19 protein-coding genes are annotated in these 18,938 nt (G+C 70.9%); 9 read left to right on the top strand and 10 right to left on the bottom strand.

What is annotated here, in order from left to right; translation table 11 throughout:
- Window positions 1–13: 13 nt before the first annotated feature.
- Complete coding sequence (locus ACAM42_RS02850; protein WP_341889549.1) at window positions 14–799, bottom strand: SGNH/GDSL hydrolase family protein; 786 nt, start codon at window positions 797–799, stop codon at window positions 14–16.
- An 82-nt stretch (window positions 800–881) separates the two neighbouring features.
- Entirely contained in the window at window positions 882–2,021 is a 1,140-nt protein-coding gene (locus ACAM42_RS02845) for a helix-turn-helix transcriptional regulator (protein ID WP_369631047.1), read from the bottom strand.
- Between the two features lie 135 nt (window positions 2,022–2,156).
- Between ACAM42_RS02845 and thiL the strand changes: the two genes are divergently transcribed.
- Entirely contained in the window at window positions 2,157–3,113 is a 957-nt protein-coding gene (gene thiL, locus ACAM42_RS02840; RefSeq protein ID WP_369631046.1) for a thiamine-phosphate kinase, read from the top strand.
- Here the strand turns inward: thiL and ACAM42_RS02835 are convergent, their stop codons facing one another.
- Both ACAM42_RS02835 and ACAM42_RS02830 read right to left on the bottom strand, forming a co-directional pair.
- Window positions 3,114–3,839: a DUF3053 domain-containing protein gene (locus ACAM42_RS02835; RefSeq protein ID WP_369631045.1), complete on the bottom strand. Its 726-nt coding sequence runs from the start codon at window positions 3,837–3,839 to the stop codon at window positions 3,114–3,116.
- Between the two features lie 62 nt (window positions 3,840–3,901).
- Complete coding sequence (locus ACAM42_RS02830) at window positions 3,902–4,801, bottom strand: LysR family transcriptional regulator (RefSeq protein WP_062482610.1); 900 nt, start codon at window positions 4,799–4,801, stop codon at window positions 3,902–3,904.
- Between the two features lie 99 nt (window positions 4,802–4,900).
- On the opposite strand from ACAM42_RS02830, the gene ACAM42_RS02825 reads away from it, so the two are divergent.
- Both ACAM42_RS02825 and ACAM42_RS02820 read left to right on the top strand, forming a co-directional pair.
- Window positions 4,901–5,917, top strand: coding sequence for a tripartite tricarboxylate transporter substrate binding protein (locus tag ACAM42_RS02825; RefSeq protein WP_095949682.1), 1,017 nt, complete (start codon window positions 4,901–4,903; stop codon window positions 5,915–5,917).
- A 19-nt stretch (window positions 5,918–5,936) separates the two neighbouring features.
- On the top strand, window positions 5,937–7,649 hold the full coding sequence (locus tag ACAM42_RS02820) for an FAD-dependent oxidoreductase (RefSeq protein ID WP_369631044.1): 1,713 nt from the start codon (window positions 5,937–5,939) through the stop codon (window positions 7,647–7,649).
- On the opposite strand, the gene ACAM42_RS02815 is transcribed toward ACAM42_RS02820, so the two are convergent.
- The gene (locus ACAM42_RS02815; protein ID WP_369631043.1) at window positions 7,646–9,106 is read right to left on the bottom strand and encodes an MFS transporter; all 1,461 of its coding nucleotides are present in this window, start codon (window positions 9,104–9,106) and stop codon (window positions 7,646–7,648) included. The genes ACAM42_RS02820 and ACAM42_RS02815 overlap by 4 nt on opposite strands.
- 162 nt (window positions 9,107–9,268) lie before the next feature.
- On the opposite strand from ACAM42_RS02815, the gene ACAM42_RS02810 reads away from it, so the two are divergent.
- Window positions 9,269–9,826, top strand: coding sequence for a phosphatidylglycerophosphatase A (locus tag ACAM42_RS02810; RefSeq protein WP_354347969.1), 558 nt, complete (start codon window positions 9,269–9,271; stop codon window positions 9,824–9,826).
- Complete coding sequence (locus ACAM42_RS02805) at window positions 9,820–10,347, top strand: CinA family protein (RefSeq protein WP_095747412.1); 528 nt, start codon at window positions 9,820–9,822, stop codon at window positions 10,345–10,347. The genes ACAM42_RS02810 and ACAM42_RS02805 overlap by 7 nt, the downstream gene beginning before the upstream one ends.
- Before the next feature lie 15 nt (window positions 10,348–10,362).
- Here the strand turns inward: ACAM42_RS02805 and ACAM42_RS02800 are convergent, their stop codons facing one another.
- Both ACAM42_RS02800 and ACAM42_RS02795 read right to left on the bottom strand, forming a co-directional pair.
- Complete coding sequence (locus ACAM42_RS02800) at window positions 10,363–11,556, bottom strand: twin-arginine translocation pathway signal protein (protein WP_369631042.1); 1,194 nt, start codon at window positions 11,554–11,556, stop codon at window positions 10,363–10,365.
- Window positions 11,557–11,677: 121 nt separating this feature from the next.
- Window positions 11,678–12,442, bottom strand: coding sequence for a LuxR C-terminal-related transcriptional regulator (locus ACAM42_RS02795; protein WP_369631041.1), 765 nt, complete (start codon window positions 12,440–12,442; stop codon window positions 11,678–11,680).
- Window positions 12,443–12,638: 196 nt separating this feature from the next.
- Between ACAM42_RS02795 and ACAM42_RS02790 the strand changes: the two genes are divergently transcribed.
- Both ACAM42_RS02790 and ACAM42_RS02785 read left to right on the top strand, forming a co-directional pair.
- Window positions 12,639–13,136 carry a nuclear transport factor 2 family protein gene (locus ACAM42_RS02790; protein ID WP_369631040.1) on the top strand — a complete coding sequence of 166 codons (498 nt, stop codon included), beginning with the start codon at window positions 12,639–12,641 and terminating at the stop codon, window positions 13,134–13,136.
- The gene (locus ACAM42_RS02785; protein ID WP_070063748.1) at window positions 13,133–13,456 is read left to right on the top strand and encodes a GNAT family N-acetyltransferase; all 324 of its coding nucleotides are present in this window, start codon (window positions 13,133–13,135) and stop codon (window positions 13,454–13,456) included. The genes ACAM42_RS02790 and ACAM42_RS02785 overlap by 4 nt, the downstream gene beginning before the upstream one ends.
- Here ACAM42_RS02785 and ACAM42_RS02780 read toward each other — a convergent pair.
- Window positions 13,446–14,633 (bottom strand): nitrate/nitrite transporter, encoded by a 1,188-nt coding sequence (locus ACAM42_RS02780; protein ID WP_369631039.1) that lies wholly within the window; start codon window positions 14,631–14,633, stop codon window positions 13,446–13,448. The genes ACAM42_RS02785 and ACAM42_RS02780 overlap by 11 nt on opposite strands.
- Before the next feature lie 367 nt (window positions 14,634–15,000).
- Entirely contained in the window at window positions 15,001–15,795 is a 795-nt protein-coding gene (locus ACAM42_RS02775; RefSeq protein WP_369631038.1) for a UPF0149 family protein, read from the bottom strand.
- A 69-nt stretch (window positions 15,796–15,864) separates the two neighbouring features.
- On the opposite strand from ACAM42_RS02775, the gene ACAM42_RS02770 reads away from it, so the two are divergent.
- Both ACAM42_RS02770 and ACAM42_RS02765 read left to right on the top strand, forming a co-directional pair.
- Window positions 15,865–17,565 carry an FMN-binding glutamate synthase family protein gene (locus ACAM42_RS02770; protein ID WP_369631037.1) on the top strand — a complete coding sequence of 567 codons (1,701 nt, stop codon included), beginning with the start codon at window positions 15,865–15,867 and terminating at the stop codon, window positions 17,563–17,565.
- A complete protein-coding gene (locus ACAM42_RS02765) occupies window positions 17,562–18,467 on the top strand; it encodes a hypothetical protein (RefSeq protein WP_062480302.1) in 906 nt (301 codons plus the stop codon). The genes ACAM42_RS02770 and ACAM42_RS02765 overlap by 4 nt, the downstream gene beginning before the upstream one ends.
- A 16-nt stretch (window positions 18,468–18,483) precedes the next feature.
- Here ACAM42_RS02765 and ACAM42_RS02760 read toward each other — a convergent pair whose 3' ends face one another.
- Window positions 18,484–18,909, bottom strand: a complete 426-nt coding sequence (locus ACAM42_RS02760; protein ID WP_369631036.1) for a putative toxin-antitoxin system toxin component, PIN family — start codon at window positions 18,907–18,909, stop codon at window positions 18,484–18,486.
- Window positions 18,910–18,938: the final 29 nt, after the last annotated feature.

The following is an 18,938-nucleotide window of genomic DNA, read 5'->3' as shown; positions in this document are numbered from 1 at the left end:
ACCGGAACTCAGGTCAGGCCAGGCTCAACGGCTGCAGCAGCGGCTTCCAGCGCTCCACGGCGATCTTCTTGAAGCCGCGGCCGTTGGGATGCAGCTCGTTGGCCCAGTCGGTCGGGCCCAGCGTGCCCCGGCTGTCCACCACGTGCAGGTGCTGCGGGTCGCCCGCGGCGATGTTCTGCAGCATGCCGTGGAAGCCGTCGATCAGGTGGTCGACGCAGGGCTTGAACAGCTCGGGCGCCACGCCCGCGTCGACCAGCGCCGGGCGCAGCCAGCCTTCGCGCCCGAACAGCGCCTTGCCGGTGGGCGGCGCGTAGTCGTAGCTGTGCATGACGATGTGGCAGTCCACGCTGGTGCGGGTGTAGATGAGGCCGATGAGCGCGCGGTACTGCTCGTCCATGTCGACAAGGAACTGGTCGAAGCCGCCCTTGCCGTTGCGAAAGCACTGCGCGGCCTGCGTCTCGCCCGTGCAATCGGACTTGAGCAGCGGGCGCAGGTCGTTGAAGCCCGCGAAGTCGTTGCCGCCGCCGCTGATGAACACCGCCGACAGCGTCGGCCCGTACAGGCGCAGCGACTCGCGCACGGCGTTGCGGTACTTGCCTTCGACGTAGTCCTGGGCTTCCGCGCCGTTCATGCCCTTGGCCAGGATCACGTGGCCGCGCGCGCCGACCACGTCGCCCAGGAAGTTCAGCAGGCTGCCGCCCGGCAGCGGGTACCAGAACCACGAATCGCCGAAGGCGAGGATGGTCGCGGTGCCGTGCGGGCCCATCTGCATCTTGGTCTCGTCCCAGTAGACAGCCATGGCGAACTCCTCGTGTAGAGGGCGCCATGGTTCTCGCAACCGCCGCGCGGCGCCATCCCCCGTTCGCAGTAGAACCTGCTGCTCAGTCCCGCAGCGACTGCACCAGCAGCACCAGCTCCGCCTGCCGGTGGCAGTCGGTCTTGCGCATCACGTTGCGCAGGTGGCTGCGCGCCGTGTGTTCGGAGCAGTGCTGCGCGGCGGCGAAGTCCTTGACGGTCTTGCCGCTCGCCAGCAGCAGCGCGAGCCGCGCTTCGGTCGGGCTCAGGCCGAGCAGGCTTTCCAGCTGCCGCGGCTCCACGGGCGCCGCCTCGGCCGGATGGGCGAAGACCACGAGCGCGCGGTGGCGCTGGCGCAGCACGGCCAGTGGGTGCGAAGGTTTGAGCGGCAGCACCGTGATGCGGACCACGCTGCCGGCCACGGGCAGGTGCAGCACGCCGGCCCGCGCGCCGCCGGCCGGGGCGCAGGCCTCGCGCACCCGCTGCTCGAAGGCCGACTGCAGCGCGGACGACGCGAGCCGCAATCGCCCCTGCGCGCTGTCGAACAGGCCGCCGCGGCCCGCGCAGGCCGCCGCGCGCGCGTTCAGGTGGTCGATGCGGCAGGCCTCGTCGACCACGGCGATGCCCTGCGGCAGTGCGTCGAGCGCCGACAGCCCGGTCGCCGCATGCTCGCCCAGCTGCGCCATGCGGGCGCGCAGCTCGCTGGCACGCACCAGGTGCGGCGACAGGCGCCGGCAGAAGGCCTCGCTCTCAGGACCGTAGGGCGCCTCGGCCCGGGGGCGGATGAAGCCGAGCACTTCGCGCGTGTCGTCGTCGGCGCGCAGCCCCATGGCGAGCGTGTGGCGCAGGCCGAGCGGCGCGAGCCAGTCGACATAGATCGGGCTGCGCGACAGTGTGCGCGCGCCGAAGTAGGCGTGGTCGGTCACCGGCGTGCCCAGCGGGGCGTTGACCGGCATCTGCATGCGGATGTCGTCGCGCGCCAGGTGCTGCTCGTACTCGCGTACCTTGTCGGGCGGGCTCTCCAGGTTGGCGAGCCCCGCGCCCACCACCGAGCAGTCGGCGCGGCGCACCGTGAGCGTGTGAAAGCAGGCGGCGCCGAGCACCTCGCGCATGGCATCGAGCGCGTCGTACCAGTCGCCGGGACAGGTGATCCCGTCGTACAGCAAGGCAACGATCCGGTCGGTGTCTGCCTCGGCGGACACGCCTCCCTGCACGATGGCTGTCATGGCGGCCTCCTCCTGTTTGGACTTTCGGTGTATCCGCTTGCATGACGGTATTACAAAATGCTTCCAGTGTCAGCCCCCTTTCCCGTGGGCGCCGCGGCGGGCGGCCCCGCGCCAGGTCGTTATGCTCTCGCACCCATGGGTGAATTCGACCTGATCACACGCTATTTCAAACGCCCCGCCACGCGCTCGCCGCTGGGCGTGGGCGACGACTGCGCCTTGCTCGCGCCGGCCGCGGGCATGCAGCTCGCCGTGTCCTCCGACATGCTGGTGGAGGGGCGGCACTTTCTCTCGACCGTGGAGCCGGCCCGGCTGGGCCACAAGGCGCTGGCCGTGAACCTCAGCGACCTGGCCGCCTGCGGCGCGAAGCCGCTGGCCTTCACGCTCGCGCTGGCATTGCCCGGCGTGGACGAGCCCTGGCTCGAAGGTTTTTCGCGCGGCCTGTTCGCGCTGGCGGACGCCCACGGCTGCGAGCTGGTGGGCGGCGACACCACGCGCGGCCCGCTCAATATCTGCATCACCGTGTTCGGCGAGGTGCCGGCCGGCGCCGCGCTGCTGCGCTCGGGCGCGCGCGCGGGCGACGACCTGTGGGTGAGCGGCTCGCTCGGCGATGCGCGGCTGGCGCTCGAGGTGTTCCGCGGCACGCTGAGCCTGCCTGCCGAGGCCTTCGCACAGGCTCGCGCACGCATGGAACAACCCACGCCGCGCGTGGCGCTGGGCCAGGCGCTGCGCGGCATCGCCACCTCGGCGGTGGACGTGAGCGACGGCCTGATCGGCGACCTGGGCCACATCCTCGCGGCCAGCGGCGTGGGCGCCACGCTCGACGCCGATGCCACCACGGCGCTGATCGCGGTCGACACGGCCGGCCTGCCCGCCGAGGCGCTGCGCACCTGCGCGCTCTCGGGCGGCGACGACTACGAGCTGGTGTTCACCGCGCCGGCCTCGGCGCGTGCGGCAGTGGAGCAGGCCGGGCAGGCGAGCGCCACGCGCGTGACGCGCATCGGCCGCATCGAGGCGGACGCGGGGCTGCGCATCGTCGATGCGAGCGGCGCGCCGGTGTCACAGCGCTTCGGCTCCTTCGACCACTTCGTCTGATCAAGACCCGCGCATCACCGCGCGCATCTTGTCCTGCGCGGTGTTGATCGCCGCCGACTGCTTGCCCATTTGCTGCGCCATCTTGTTGAGTTCGTCCCCCACGGCCGGGTCGGTCACGGTGAGCATGCCGCCGGAAACCCGAAGCTTCGACTTGTTCTTCTCCATGAAATCGGCGATGGCCAACGCACTGTCAATCACGGCGTCGACCGGAGGGAACACCTCCTTGAACGTGGTGGCGGGCGTGGTCACGGTCTTCTCGTAGGCCTTGGCATAGACCTGCTTCAGGTCGTCGGGCTGCTTGAGTTGCGCGCGTGCCGCATCGGCCTTGGCCAACTGCTGATCGAGCGCGGTGCGAAGGCCGCCCAGGCCCTCCTTGGCGGCCTTGAGATCGTCACGGCGCGCCGGCAGGTCGACGAACGAGCGCAGCGCGCCCTTGTTCATGACCTGCGTCATCGGCTGGCTCACCGACTTGTTCATGCCTTCGTTGAAATCGGTGATCACCGCGTAGTGCTGCGCGTAGTCGCCGAACGATGCCTTTTCTTCGGCGGTGGGCGTGGGCACGCGCAAGCCGGGCTTGTCGAGCACGCGGGTCTGCAGGTAGGCGATGAAGGCGCTGCGCTGCTCGGCCTCCTTGTTGCCGCAGGCCACGAGCAGCATCGACAGCATCAGGCCGAATGCCAGGACCAGCCATGCGGAAGAGAAACGGGACCGTGTGGTTGTGGTCATGGGGCACCTGCTTTCGCGCAAAGAAAAAGACCGGCCAGCATACGACCGGCCCGCCCCCGCGGCTACTGCAGGCTCTGCTTCAACGCCTCGATGAACGCCCGCGCCGCCGCCGACAGCGAATGGCCGCGCTTGGTGACGATCGAGATGTCGCGCACCACGCGCGGCGCACTGAGCACCTTCACCACGAGCACCGGGTTCTTCTCGGCGCGCGCAAAGGCCGACGGCATGATCGATGCGCCCATGCCCGCCGCCGTCATCCACAGCGCGGTGGACAGGAAGGACACCTCGTTCACCACGTCGAGCGTCACGCCCGCCTCCGCCGCCGTGCCGTCGATCAGCGGGCGCACGCCGTAGCCGGGGCGCACGGTGATGACCGGGTGGCGGCCCAGGTCCGACCAGCGCACCACGCGTGCCTTGGCCAGCGGGTGGTCGGTGCGGCACACCACGGCGAGGTGGTCGCGCAGGAGGCGCTGCACCTCGACCTCGGGACCGGGCCGCTCGGGCGTGCCGATGCCGAAGTCGACGTGCTCGCCGAGGATGCGCGACAGGAACTGGTCGGGCGCGCAGTCGTTCACCAGCACGCGAACTTTCGGGTGCTGCTCGCCGAAGGCGCGCAGCGCATCGGGCAATAAAAATCCGGCCAGCGTGGGCGTGATGGCCAGCGTCACGCGACCGCGTTCCAGCGTGGCGAGTTCGCGGAAATCGGCCGACAGCGAATCGACGTCGCGCAGCACGCGCTCGACGGTGGAAATCATCTGTTCGGCTGCGGCCGTGGGCTTGAGCGCACGCGTGGTGCGGTCGAACAGGCGCGTGCCCAGGCCTTCCTCGAGCTGGCGAATCAGCATGCTCACGGCCGACTGCGTGACGAACAGCCGCGTGGCCGCGGCGCCCAGCTTGCGCAGCTGGTAGACCGCGAGGAACGCACGCAGCTGGCGGATCGTAGGACTGAAGTTCGTATTCATCAGAAAATTTGAAAAATCATTCGGAATTTCTTGATTTACGAATGAATGCTGCCATCGTTCAATCTCCGATCAAAGCACCGAATTCAAGGAGAGGCCCGAATGACAGCACCCATCGCCCGCGGCATGCACGCATTTCGTGGGCGACGCAGGCAACTGCTGTGGGCCGTGGCCGGCGCGCTGGTGGCCGGCACCGCGCTGGCGCAAGCCCCGGCGGGCGATTTCCCTACCAAGCCGATCCGCATGGTCGTGACCTTCCCGCCCGGCGGCAGCGCCGACGGCGTGGTGCGCATGCTGGTGCCGCGCCTGAACGAGAAGCTGGGCCAGCAGGTGGTGGTCGACAACCGTCCCGGCGCGGGCGGCAACGTGGGGCTGACGCTGGTGGCCAAGGCGCCGGGCGACGGCTACACGCTGGGCGTGGGCGCGGCGGGCGCGCTGGCGGCCAACGTGAGCCTGTACCCGCAGATGCCCTTCGATCCGCAGAAAGACCTCAAGCCCGTGGGCATGCTGGCGGCCATTCCCTTCGTGCTGGTCGGCCACCCCTCGGTGGCCGCGAAGACGCAGCGCGAACTCATCGCGCTGGCCAAGGCGAAGCCGGGCACGCTGTCGATCGGCCATGGCGGCAACGGCACGGCCATGCACCTGTCGGCGGCGCTGTTCAACCAGATGGCGGGCACGCGGCTGGTCGAGGTGCCCTACCGCGGCTCGGGCCCGGCGGCGCTCGACGTGCTGGGCGGGCAGATTCCGCTGGCGGTGGTCGACCTGCCCTCGTCGCTGCAGCAGATCCGCGCCGGCAAGCTGATCGCCTTCGCCGTGACCAGCCCGCAGCGCCTGCCGATGCTGCCCGAGGTGCCGACGGTGGCCGAGGCCGGCCTGCCGGGCTACGACTCGACCGGCTGGTTCGGCGTGGTCGCGCCGGCCGGCACGCCCGCGCCGGTGGTGGCGCGGCTCAATGCCGAGCTCAACGCCGCGCTCGGCGACGAGCAGGTGAAGACCGCCATGCGCGCGCTCGGCGTGGAGCCGGCGCCGGGCTCGGTCGAATCCTTCGACAGCTACATCCGCGCCGAGACGAAGAAGTGGGCCCAGGTGATCCAGGACGCCCACATCAAGCTCGATTGAACGACAAGCCGATAGAGACATGACGAAGACCGCCGACACCTCGATGCAAGCCGACGTGCTGATCGTCGGCGCCGGCCCCGTGGGCCTCACGCTGGCGATGGACCTGGCCTCGCGCGGCGTCTCGGTGATCCTGTGCGAGACGCGCCGCTTCGCCGAGCCGCCGAACGTGAAGTGCAACCACGTGGCCTCGCGCACCATGGAGCAGTTCCGCCGCCTGGGCGTGGCGCAGCAGCTGCGCGATGCCGGGCTGCCGGCCGACCACCCGAACGACGTGGTGTTTCGCACCACGGTGACGGGCACCGAGCTCACGCGCATTCCCATTCCGTGCCGGCGCGACCGCTACACCGAGACCGAGGGCCCCGACGCGTGGTGGCCCACGCCGGAGCCGCCGCACCGCATCAACCAGATCTACCTCGAACCGATTCTGCTGAAGCACACGGCCGCGCTGCCGGGCGTGACGCTGCTCAACCGCACGCGCTTCGAGCGCTTCACACAGGACGCCGACGGCGTGAGCGCCATCGCCACCGACATGGACAGCGGCGCCACGCGCAGCATCCGCTGCCGCTACATGGTCGGCTGCGACGGCGGCAGCTCGCCGGTGCGCAAGCAGATCGGCGCGAAGCTCGAAGGCACGGCCGTCATCCAGCGCGTGCAGTCGACCTTCATCCGCGCGCCGCAGCTGCGCGACATGATTCCAGGCAAGCCCGCGTGGTCGTACTACGCGATGAACCCGCGCCGCTGCGGCACGATGTTCGCCATCGACGGCCACGAGACCTGGCTGGTGCACAACCACCTGAACGCCGAAGAGCCCGAGTTCGACTCGGTCGACCGCGACACCTCGATCCGAGAGATCCTGGGCGTGGGCCCCGACTTCCATTACGACATCATCAGCAAGGAAGACTGGATCGGCCGGCGCCTCGTGGCCACGCGCTTTCGCGACGGCCGCGTGTTCCTCGCGGGCGACGCCGCGCACCTGTGGGTGCCCTACGCGGGCTACGGCATGAACGCCGGCATCGCCGACGCGCTCAACCTCTCGTGGCTGCTGGGCGCCTGCGTGCAGGGCTGGGGCGACGAGGCCATCCTCGACGCCTACGAGGCCGAGCGGCTGCCGATCACCGAGCAGGTGTCGCAGTTCGCGATGGACCATGCGCAAAAGATGATCCGCGCGCGCCGCGCCGTGCCGCCCGACATCGAGGCGCCCGGCCCCGCGGGTGACGCGCAGCGCGCCGAAATCGGCCGCGAGGCCTACGCGCTCAACGTGCAGCAGTTCTGCTGCGGCGGGCTCAACTTCGGCTACTTCTACACGGGCTCGCCGATCATCGTGCCCGACGGCGAGCACCGCGCGCCGCCTTACTCGATGGGCGAGTTCACGCCCTCCACCGTGCCCGGCTGCCGCGCGCCGCACTTCTGGCTGGCCGACGGGCGCTCGCTGTACGACGCCTTCGGCCCGGGCTACACGCTGCTGCGCTTCGACCGCAGCGTGGACGTGCGTCCGCTGGAGCGCGCGGCCGCCGCGTACCGCATGCCGCTCACGGTGCTCGACATCGAGACCGCGAGCCTGCCCAAGGCCTATGCGCACCGCCTCGTGATGTGCCGCGCCGACCAGCACATCGCGTGGCGCGGTGCGCACCTGCCGGCCGATGTGTACGACCTCGTCGCCACCTTGCGCGGCGAAACGCGCCGCGAACGTGGACGTCGGCGCGCGCTGGCCTGGGAAGGCGTACTGGCTTAGCGCCGCGCCACCGCGCGCCACGCCAGCCACGCGGCGATGGCAGGCGCCAGCGCGAAGACCGTGAACAACCAGATCGCGGCCGAGCGCGCACCGTCCACGCCGCCGGGCACCGTGAGCCCCGCCGCATTCGCCACCAGCCCGGCCACGGCCGCGCCGACGGCCATGCCGTACAGCTGCACGGTCGTGATCGAGGCGGACGCCAAGCCTTCTTCGCCGCGCGGCGCGAGCGCCATCACGCGCGTCAGCAGGTGCGGCCAGCCGATGCCCACGCCGAAGCCGACCGCGGCCAGCGCCACGGCCACGAGCGAGGTCTCGACATTGGCGTCCAGCGCACCCGGCGTCGGCAACAGCCACGCGAGCGCCAGCAGGCCTGCGGTGCAGACCACCGGCCCGGCGCGCAGCATGCGGTCGGCGCCTGCGCCAGTGCGGCCCGACGAGGTCAGCGAGCCGATGCTCCAGCCGCCCGCCATCGCCGCCGTGAGGTAGCCCGCCGCGAGCGGCGAGTGGCCGTGCAGCAGCTGCAAGAAGTAGGGCACGAAGATCTCGGTGGTGGTGCCGATCAGCAGCAGCGCGACGCTCGCGTAGATCGCACCCAGCGGCGTGCCGAGGGCGTAGGCGCCGGTCGGCAGCAGGCGCACGGCGCCGGTGCGGCGGTCGATGCGGGTGGCGGCGAAGCCGATGGCCAGGCCCAGCGCCACGCCCACGGCCTGCCCCGCGAGGCCGGGCCAGAAACCGCTGGCGGCGATCACCAGCACCGACAGCGCCAGCAGCGCGATCTGCGGCGCCGGCACGCGCGGCATCTGCGCCGGGCGGTCATGCCGGATGCCGGCCGCGGGCCGCAGCTGCACCGCCACCAGCAGGGCCTGCGCCGCCGCCACCGGCAGCAGCGCCCAGAAGGCCCAGCGCCAGTGGCCGGCCTGCGCGAACAGCCCGCCCACGGCCGGCCCGCACAGCGTGGCCACGCCCCACATGCCCGACACCAGCGCCACCGCGCGCGGCCACAGCCGGGGTTCGAACACGCGCTGGATCAGCCCGTAGCTCAGCGCCGCCAGCAGGCCGCCGCCCAGGCCCTGCACCGTGCGCCCCGTGAGCAGCCACGGCATGGCCGGCGCCAGCGCGCAGCCCACCGAGCCGGCGGTGAACACGGCCAGCGCCGTGAGGCAGGCGCCGCGCGGCCCGCGCGCGGCCAAGAGCCGCACCGACAGCGTGGCGCCGAGGATCGAGCCGACCACGAACAGGGTCGTGCTCCAGGCGTACCAGTCGAGCCCGCCGATCTCGCGCACCACCGAGGGCAGCACGGTGGTCACGATGTGGACGTTGACCGCGTGCAGCGCGACGCCGCCGGTCAGCGCCAGCGCGCGCCAGCCGTTGCGCCCGCTGAACAGCTCGCGCCAGGCGGCGGTGGGCGGCGGCGCGCCAACGGCGGCGGCATCGAGGGAAGAGGAGGAGGACGACATGAGAACGAAGGAGAACGCCAAAGGAGCCTGGATACTAGGCGGCGCCTCTCAATTAAACAAGCTATTGCTTTGATAAATAGAAACTTCGGCGCGATGCCGTCGTACAGGATGCGCGACACTTCGAAACCGATGCACGCCGTTTCTTCTTCCCCTTCTTCCTCGATGGATTCCTCTTCCGCCACCACCGGCGCCCTGCCCCGTCCCCCGATGCGTCGCCCCACCCTGCGTTTCCTGCTCTCGCACCCCGCGCACTTCATCGCGCTGGGCTTCGGCTCGGGGCTGTCGCCCTTCGCGCCGGGCACCGTGGGCACGCTGTGGGCCTGGGCCGCGTTCGTGGTGATGCAGCTGTGGTTCACGCCCGCGACCATCGGCTGGATCATTCTGGCCGGCCTGCCGATCGGCTGGTGGGCCTGCACGGTCGCTGCGCGCAACATGAACGTGTCCGACCCCGGCGCCATCGTGTGGGACGAGGTCGTCGCCTTCTGGCTCGTGCTCTGGCTGGTGACGCCGGCCGGCCTGTGGGCACAGGTCGTGGCCTTTGCGCTGTTCCGTTACTTCGACGCCGCCAAGCCCGGCCCGGTGGGCTGGGCCGACGCCGCCTTCAAGCCGCGCGACCCCGCGCGGGTGCAGTGGTGGCGCGCCGGCTTCGGCATTCTTCTGGACGACCTCGTGGCGGCCTTCTGCACGCTGCTGGTCATTGCGCTGTGGCGCGCATGGTGAACCCGATGGAACCTTCTGCTTCCCCCGCCTTGGCCGAACAGGATGTGCCCGCGCTCGTCGCGACGCTGGCCGAACGGCTGCAAGCCCGGGGCTGGATGATGGCCACCGCCGAAAGCTGCACCGGCGGCCTGATCGCCGGCGCCTGCACCGACCTGGCGGGCTCCAGCGTGTGGTTCGAGCGCGGCTTCGTCACCTACTCGAACGCCGCCAAGACCGAGATGCTGGGCGTGGACGCCGCACTCATCGAGGCCCACGGCGCCGTGAGCGAGCCCGTGGCGCGCGCGATGGCCGAGGGTGCCATTGCCCGCGGCGCCCCGGCGCGCGCGGCCGTGGCCGTGACCGGCGTGGCCGGCCCCGCGGGTGGCTCTCCCGACAAGCCGGTGGGCACCGTGTGGTTCGGCTGGTCGGTCGACGGGCAGGTGCGCACCGAGCGCCGCCGCTTCGACGGCGACCGCGCCACGGTGCGTGCGGCGACGGTGCACTACGCGCTGCAGACGCTGGTCCAGCTGCTGGCGCGCTGATCGCGCGCGGGCTGTTCAGGCCTGCATGAAATCGCCGACCGGCCGGCGCGGCGCGGGCGGCACCGGCGCCGTCGGAAAGCCCAGGCGGCACATCATCTGCACGGTCGGGCTGCGCGCATGGCGCGACGGCGCGGCGCCGATCAGCATGTCGTGCACCGCCGCGTGGTGCGGCGCCATCTCCGCAAACTCCTCGAGCGGCTGGCTCATCGGCTGCATGCCCAGGCCCAGGTCGGTGGCGCGCAGCTGCTGGCGCACGTAGGCGCGGCCCGCGGCGATCTGCTCGCTGCGGCTGTTGCCGCCGGTGCTGATCCAGACGAAGCCCATCGCCGTGTGGGCCTGGTCCTCGAACATCCGCAGCGTCTGCCGAAAGGAGAGGCTGTCTTCGGCGGCCGGCACCTCGCGGTCGAAGCGCCCCAGCGCGACCGCCATGCGCAGCGCCGGGTCGTTGAGCGAGAAGCCGTCGCGGTGCGCCAGGATTTCCTGCGGCCCGATGCGCAGCAGGCGCAGGTTCTCGCGCGCGGTGTGGGGCGTGACCAGCTCCACGCGCGCCGCCGCCGCACACAGCTTGCGCAGCGGCAGCACGCGGGCCATGTCGACCGTGCCCGCCGATTGCACGCCCCCGCTTGAAGCCGAAGCCACGGCCGCGGTGAGCCCCTGCAGCATGTCGGCCGACACCGCGCGCCCGGTGTCGAAGCGCTGCTTGGGCGTGCGCCGGCGCAGCACCTGCGCGAACAGCGGATCGGGCGTGCCGCCGCGCGACAGCGTGAGGCGCGCCACCGGCAGGTCGGGCCACTGCTGCGGCGCATCACCCACCAGTTCGCCCTGCGGCCACAGCTGCACGCGCGCCTGCACGCCCTGCTGGACCAGCGCCATCACCAGCAGCTCGATGAACGCGCCGTGGCCGATCATCATCTGGCGGCCGAAGGGGTCGGTGGCGGGCTGCACGCGGGCACGGTCGGCGTGCAGCACGATGGCGTCGGGCTCGCGCAGGTCGACCCGCCAGGGCTGGCCGTTGTAGGCCGTGGGCGCGGTGACGGCATAGGCGACGGCGCGCTTGCGCACGTCGGGCTCGTCGCCCGGGCCGTTCCAGATCTCGAAGGCGGCGGCCGGCACGTCGGCGTGGAGCCACCAGGTGGCCAGGGCCGTGGCGCCCGCCGCCAGCGCGAGGCCGCCGCCCAGCAGGCGCACGAAATTTCTGCGTTCTCTCATGGGCTCGATCGGTTGAAGCATCGGGCGCGTGACACACGGCCTGCCCGTGGCCGATTGCAGCACCGCGCCGCGCGGCGCCACGCAGCCCCCTGTCGTTTCCGACAGGGGTAGGTGGGCCGGCTCAGGGTGTGAGCAGGCCGAGCGCCAGGGCCCGCGCGCAGGTGGCGGTGCGGCCCTGCGTGTCGAGCTTGCGGGCGGCGCCCACGAGGTGGAAGTACACGGTGCGCTCGCTGATGTGCAGGATCTCGGAGATCTCCCAGGTCGACTTGCCCACGGCCACCCAGTGCAGCACCTCGCGCTGGCGCGCGCTCAGCACCGGCACCTTCGCGTCGCCCTGCAGCCGGCGCACGGTCGAATGCAGGCAGGAGGCGAAGTAGTTCATCGGCGCCAACGTCGCACGCAGTTCGCGCAGGTCGGCGGTGGCGTCGGTGGTCAGGGTCATGAAGGCCCAGTCGATGCCCGGCGTCCACAGCGGCACGGTCAGCCCCGCCTTCAGCCCGTGCTCGCCGGCGCTGCGCAGCAGGCCGCGGGCGCGCTGCCCGATGTCGGCGCGCGTGTGGCTGACCTGCCCGAGCCAGCTCCACGCGGTGGCCGGCATGCCGGCGCGCACATGCTGCACGCGGGCGTCGGCCTGCTCGCCGGCGCTGCTGCGCAGCGACTCGTAGCGGCTGCGGGCCCAATCGGGGGGCAGCTCGTGGAAGAACAGCAGCGCGTCCTGCGCGGGGGTGTCGGCACGGGGCGCGGGCACCGGGCGCTTGAGCACGTAGGCGCCGTGGTTGAAGCCCATCGCCCGCATCGCGCGGCGGTTGACCTGCGCGACCTCCTCGAGCGTGCGGGCGGCCATGACGGCCTCGACGAACTGCCAGTCGTTGATCACCTCGGCCATGGATGCGTCCCCTTGGGTTGTGTGCGCGGGGCGGGGGCGACTGTTGGACTATTTTTTCTGCACCCACCGCCAGGGCGCCGGCCCTGCAAGGACCGGCATCGGGGCGCATGTTAATGCGGGACACCCGGAATCACCCATGCACTTCCTTGCACGGCGCATCCCGGCGATGATCCGGCACCACCCATCCCGAGGCCCCATGACCGCTGCCACCCACGCCCCGACCATCGAGCGCTTCTACAGCGCGTTCTCGCAACTCGACGCCGCCACCATGGCCGCCTGCTACGCGCCCGACGCGGTGTTCGACGACGAGGCCTTTTCGCTGCGCGGCCGGCGCGAGATCGGCGGCATGTGGCGCATGCTCTGCGACGCCACGAAGGCCAAGGGCGCCGACGTGTGGCGCCTGAGCTGGCGCGACGTGCAGGCCGACGCCCGCACGGGCAGCGCGCACTGGGACGCCCACTACCGCTTCAGCGCCACCGGCCGCCTGGTCGACAACAGCATCGACGCGCGCTTCACCTTCACGCCCGACGGCCTGATCGCCACGCACCGCGACAGCTTTCCGTTCTGGACCTGGTCGCGGCAGGCGCTGGGCACGCCGGGCCTGCTGCTGGGCTGGACGCCGATGCTGCGCAACAAGGTGCGCGCCACCGCCGCCGCCAACCTCGCCACTTTTCTTGCACGCCAACCCTCATGACCACTTCTTCCTCGACCGCCCTCACCTTCACGAACAACGAAGCGCAGCACCGCTACGAAGCCGCGCTCGACGGCAAGCTCGCGGCCTATGCCGAGTACAACCTGCTGACCGACGCGATCATGTTCACGCACACCGAGGTGCTGCCCGAGCATGAAGGCAAGGGCGTGGGCTCGGGCATTGCGAGGCACGTGCTCGACGAGGCGCGCGCCGCCGGGCGGCATGTGATTCCGGTGTGCCAGTTCATCGCGGGCTACATCCGCAAGCACCGCGAGTACGCCGACCTGGTCCGGCCGGACATCCAGCGCGCCTTCAAGATCTGACGGAGGCCGCCTTCGGCGCGGGCAGCCACGCGAAGGCCGCGATGCCGACCACCAGCAGCGCCGCAATGACCGCCAGCACGGCGGTCAGCGGATCGCCGCCGTGCGCCGCGGCCACCGAGGCCGCCACGCCCGTGCCCCACTGCATGAACGCGACACCCAGGAACATCGCCATGGTGAAGACGGCCATCGCGCGGCCCGTGAGCGCGGCCGGGTAGGCCACGCGCACGTCGGCGTACTGCCAGACGATGAAGCCCGAGAGCACGCCGATGAGCACCATGCCCGCGATGTCCAGCCACGCGGAATGCACCACGGCGATGAGCGCGAACAGGCCTGCGTAGAGAAGGCCGTAAGCCACGATCCAGCGGCGGCGCGCGGCGCCGTCGCGATCGAAGCGGCCGAACAGCGGCGAACCGAAGAGCGCGATCACCGACACGGCGAGCGCGACGTTGCCGCTTTGCACCAGCGAGTAGCCGTGGCGTTCCATCATCAGCGGCCCCAGCCACAGCCCGCGCAGCGAGATGAAGGCCGCATACGTCACCGCGCCCAGCACCATGATGCCCAGCGTGTGCGGCATGGCGAACAGCGCGCCGAACTGGCGCACGGCTTCGGGAATCGACTCTTTCTTCTGCGGCACGGCCGACGCGGGCTCGTGCACCCAGCGCCAGATCGCGAGCCAGGCCAAGGCAGACGCCAGCGCGAGCACCAGGAAGCCTGCGCGCCACGAGTACGCCTGCACCAGCCACGCGAGCGGCGTGCCGGTGGCCAGCATGCCCAGGCCGCCGATGGCCAGCACCAGGCCCGACACGGTGGCGAAACGCGCGGCCGGAAAGTGCCGCGCGATGAACACCGTGCACACGAGGAAGGCCGGCGCGCAGCCGACGCCGATCAGCGCCTGCCCGGCCACCAGCACGAGGTAGTTCGGCGACACGGCCGACAGCAGCGCACCCGCGATCGCCACGGGAAAGGCCACGAGCACGGTGCGGCGCACGCCGTGCAGGTCGATGCCGATGCCCATGAAGAGCTGCATCGCGCCGAACGCGAAGTGGAAGGCGCCCGAGAAGATGCCGAGGGCCTGGGCGGAAAGATGAAAGTCCGACTGCAGCGGGCTCGCCATGATGGCGCCGACGGTGCGGAAGGCCTGGCTGAGCGCAACCCCTGCGCAGAGGGCGAGGACCATGACCCAGGCGGCTCGGGGTGTCAGGGGCTGTGCTGCAGGCGTGGGGCTCATGAGGCGTCAGTGTTCTTGCTGTGATTCAGGGCGCGTGCACAGGACATCGGGTACTCCCCTCCGCGAATGTCCCCCGCCTTCGGCTCCTCCTTGATTTCGCTGCGGGGAGCACCCAATGCCCTGCGCACGAGGGCACGCCGCTGGTTCGCGGCCGATCAACGACCGCACTGCCCAACGCTCACGCCGATGGGGTGCCTTGCGCAGCGAAATCAAGGAGGAGGCCGAAGGCCGGGGGACATTCGCGGAGCAAGGTACCCCGTCGGCGGGAGCGCGCCCTGAACGGCAAGCCGTCCGGGACGCCTGGGACTCAACCCAGTCACTCACCGTGGCACTTCTTGTACTTCTTGCCGCTGCCGCAAGGGCAGGGATCGTTGCGACCGGGCGTGGCCTCCTTGCGGATCGTCTCGACCTTCGGGCCCAGGCTCTTCCAGAGCTGGCGCAGGTCGTACACCGCCCAGATCGCGGCGCCGAAGTCGTCCAGGCGCTGCTGGCTCACGCTGGGCGGGCCGTTCTCGTCGTACATCGACAGCGTGGGCTTGGCGGTGTCGTCCTCGGTCAGCGCGACGATGTTGTCGAGCGCGTCGTCGAGCATCTGCGCGGCTTCCTTGTCGCGCGGGGCGGCCCAGTCTTCGGGCCAGTTCTCGACCGCATACATGAAGCCCAGCGCCCAGACCTGGGCGAACGAAGGGATCTCTTCGGCGGCCATCTCGGCGCGCTCTTCCTCGGGCAGCGAGGCGATGGCGCCGCGCGTGTCGAGCACCTCGGGTTGCCAGCTGCGCTCGTCCTCGAGCGATTCGACGGGCGCGTCCAGGCCCTCCTCGATCTCGCGCCAGCGGCGCTTCCAGTTCCAGACGAACTCCATGTGCTGGGCCGGCATGAAGTGGTCGCCCAGCAGCACGGGCCAGTATTCGGTGGGGTCGATGGGGCGGCGCGTGCAGATCAGCGCGGCCATGAAGCCTTCGCAGAACTCCCACTGGGGAATTTCCTCGTCGTGCTCGCGCATGGCGTCGAGCGCGCTGTCGAGGGCGTCGAAATCGTCGGGGCCCAGCGCTTGCGAGGAGGCGGCCAGGGCGGTGTCAGGGGTATCGGGGGTGTCGGGTGTGGTCGTCATGGCAGCAGTCATGGCAGGTTGGGGGCAGCCCTCTATGATGCAGCAGGCTCCAGCCGACATCTGATGACTATGCCCACGATTATTCCGTTTCCCGCACGCTACAGCGCGTTCGTCCTGTGTGTGCTGGGTCTGGTCGCCTGCCTGGCGCTGGTTCTGGCCTCGCCGCACCTGTGGCTCGCGTGGATCGGCTTGGCCGCTTTCGCGGTGCTCACCGGCACCGGCGTGCACGACCTGCGCCAGGCTCGCCACGCCATCCTGCGCAACTACCCGGTCATCGGGCACCTGCGCTTTTTGCTCGAGTTCATCCGCCCCGAGATCCGCCAGTACTTCATCGAGAGCGACGCCGAGGCCGCGCCCTTCTCGCGCGCCCAGCGCTCGCTGGTGTACCAGCGCGCCAAGGGCGAGCCCGACAACCGGCCCTTCGGCACGCAGCTGAACGTGTCGGCCGCAGGCTACGAGTGGATCAACCACTCGATGCAGCCCACCAAGCTGGCGAACCACGACTTCCGCATCGTGATCGGTGGCACGCCACAGCCGGCCGATGCGAACCCGGCGCAGGTCTGCACGCAGCCTTACAGCGCGAGCGTGTTCAACATCTCGGCAATGAGCTTCGGCGCGCTGTCGGCCAACGCCATCCTCGCGCTCAACCAGGGCGCCCAGATGGGCGGCTTTGCGCACGACACCGGCGAGGGCTCGATCTCGCAGCACCACCGCGTGCACGGCGGCGACCTGATCTGGGAAATCGGCTCGGGCTACTTCGGCTGCCGCAACGACGACGGCACCTTCAACGCCGAGCGCTTCACCGCCAACGCGCGCGACCCGCAGGTGAAGATGATCGAGATCAAGCTCAGCCAGGGCGCCAAGCCGGGCCACGGCGGCGTGCTGCCGGCGGCCAAGGTCACGCCCGAGATCGCGGCGGCGCGCGGCGTGCCGGTGGGCGTGGACTGCGTCTCGCCCTCGTCGCACAGCGCGTTCTCCACGCCGACCGAGATGATGCATTTCGTGGCGAAGCTGCGCGAGCTCTCGGGCGGCAAGCCGACCGGCTTCAAATTCTGCCTGGGCCACCCGTGGGAATGGTTCGGCATCGTCAAGGCGATGCAGGCCACCGGCATCACGCCCGACTTCATCGTGGTCGACGGCGCCGAGGGCGGCACGGGCGCGGCGCCGGTCGAGTTCAGCGACCACGTGGGCGCGCCGCTGCAGGAAGGCCTGCTGCTGGTGCACAACACGCTGATCGGCGTGAACCTGCGCCACCGCATCAAGATCGGTTGCGCCGCCAAGGTGATCACCGCCTTCGACGTGGCGCGCATGATGGCGCTGGGCGCCGACTGGTGCAACGCGGCGCGCGGTTTCATGATGGCGCTGGGCTGCATCCAGGCCCAGAGCTGCCACACCGGCCACTGCCCCACGGGCGTGACCACGCAGGACCCGGTGCGCCAGCAGGCGCTGGTGGTGCCGACCAAGGCCGACCGCGTGCGCAACTTCCATCGCAGCACGCTGCACGCGCTGCAGGAGCTGGTGCAGGCCGCCGGCCTCGATCATCCGCAGCAGATCACCGCGCACCACATCGTGCGCCGCATCTCCGACACCGAGGTGCGCCTGCTGAGCAACCTGGTGATGCAGGTGCAGCCCGGCGCGCTGCTCGGGCCGCTGGACAACCAGCACACCGTTTTCCGCACCTACTGGCCGCTGGCCAGTGCACAGAGTTTCCAGCCCGTGACGCAGGGCCCGCACGGGCTGCTGGCGCCGGGCTTCGCCATGGCCGCATGAATCCACTGAGACGAGGAGGCGCCGCGACGCGCCTGTACAGCCAACGGGGCGCCGCGTCGGCGCCCGCGCCGCTCGACGACGCCCCGGGTTCGGCGCCCGGCGACTACGCCGAGTTCCTGCGCGTCACCCTGCCCAGGCAGGCCAAGAACGTGGCCAGCCACCGCTTCGGCAGCGAACGCGTCTGGCTCAAGAAGGCCGGCCCGCGCCACGGCAAGTGGGGCTACCGCGTGATGGCGCTGGCCGCGCGACTGGCCGGCCTCGACGTGATCAAGCCCGTGCCCAACCCGGGCGGCGAGGCCGCCATCGCCACCGAGGCACGGCGCCTCAAGCAACTGGCCGCCGCGGGCCTGCGCGTGCCGATCGTGCTGGCGCAGCAGGCCGACGGGTTGCTGATTTCCGACCTCGGCGAAAGCGGCCGTGCCACCGTGGTGCTGCAGGAGCGCATCGACCAGGCGGCCGCCGCCGGCCCGGCCGCCCTGCTCGCCGTGTGGCGCGAGGGCCTGGCCGCCATCGCCGCCGTGCACCTGTGCGGCCAGCACCTGAGCCAGGCCTTCGACCGCAACCTCGTGCAGTGCCCCGACGGCGTGATCGGCTACATCGATTTCGAGGACGACCCCTCCGAGGTCATGACCCTGGCCGAATGCCAGGCCCGCGACTGGCTGAGCTACCTGCACTCCACGGCCATGATGCTCGAGGCCGCCGCGCCGCAGGCCGCGGGCCAGCACTGGCATGCGGCACTGAGCAGCGTGAACGAGGAAGTGCGCGAGCGCATCGCGAATGCGGCGCGGCGCATGAAGTGGGCGCAGAAGCTGCCGGCCAGCCGGCGCTGGGGGCGGGACACGCAGCGCGTGCGGGCCGTCGCGCGCCTGCTGGGGCAGTGGTACGAGCTGAACAAGGCCTGAGACGGACCGGCGTGGCCTAGGCCAGCGCCGAGCGCACCGCCACCCCGCGCAGCGCCAGCCGCTTCTTCATCGACAGCACCGCCTTGTCCTTGCTGAACAGCTGCGCCCCGTGCGCCACGGACAGGTCGATGAACACCTGGTCGTCCGGATCGCTGCACACGCAGGGCGCGCGCGCCGGCACCTCGGTCACCAGCTGCACGCGCGCATCGAAATCCGCAAGCACGACGGGAATCGTCAGCTCCCGCTGCGCCATGCGCCGGGCGATCAGCGGGTAGCCCAGCACGCGTTCCAGTTCGCTGCGCATCGCGGGCGTGGCCAGCCAGCGCAGCGCGCCGCGCGCGAGGTCGTCGACCAGCGGTGCCCAGGCCGGGTCTTCGAAGACCAGCAGGTCCAGCGCGATGCTGGTGTCGATGACGACGAGGTCGGAGGCAGGCAAGGTCATGGGTGGCGTGAAATCTGTCTATCGCCGAT

The organism is Variovorax sp. V35 (assembly GCF_041154465.1).
In the GTDB taxonomy this organism is placed as follows: domain Bacteria; phylum Pseudomonadota; class Gammaproteobacteria; order Burkholderiales; family Burkholderiaceae_C; genus Variovorax; species Variovorax boronicumulans.
Note: the sequence above shows the minus strand (reverse complement) of the source record. Positions and strands in the feature narration are given on the sequence as shown.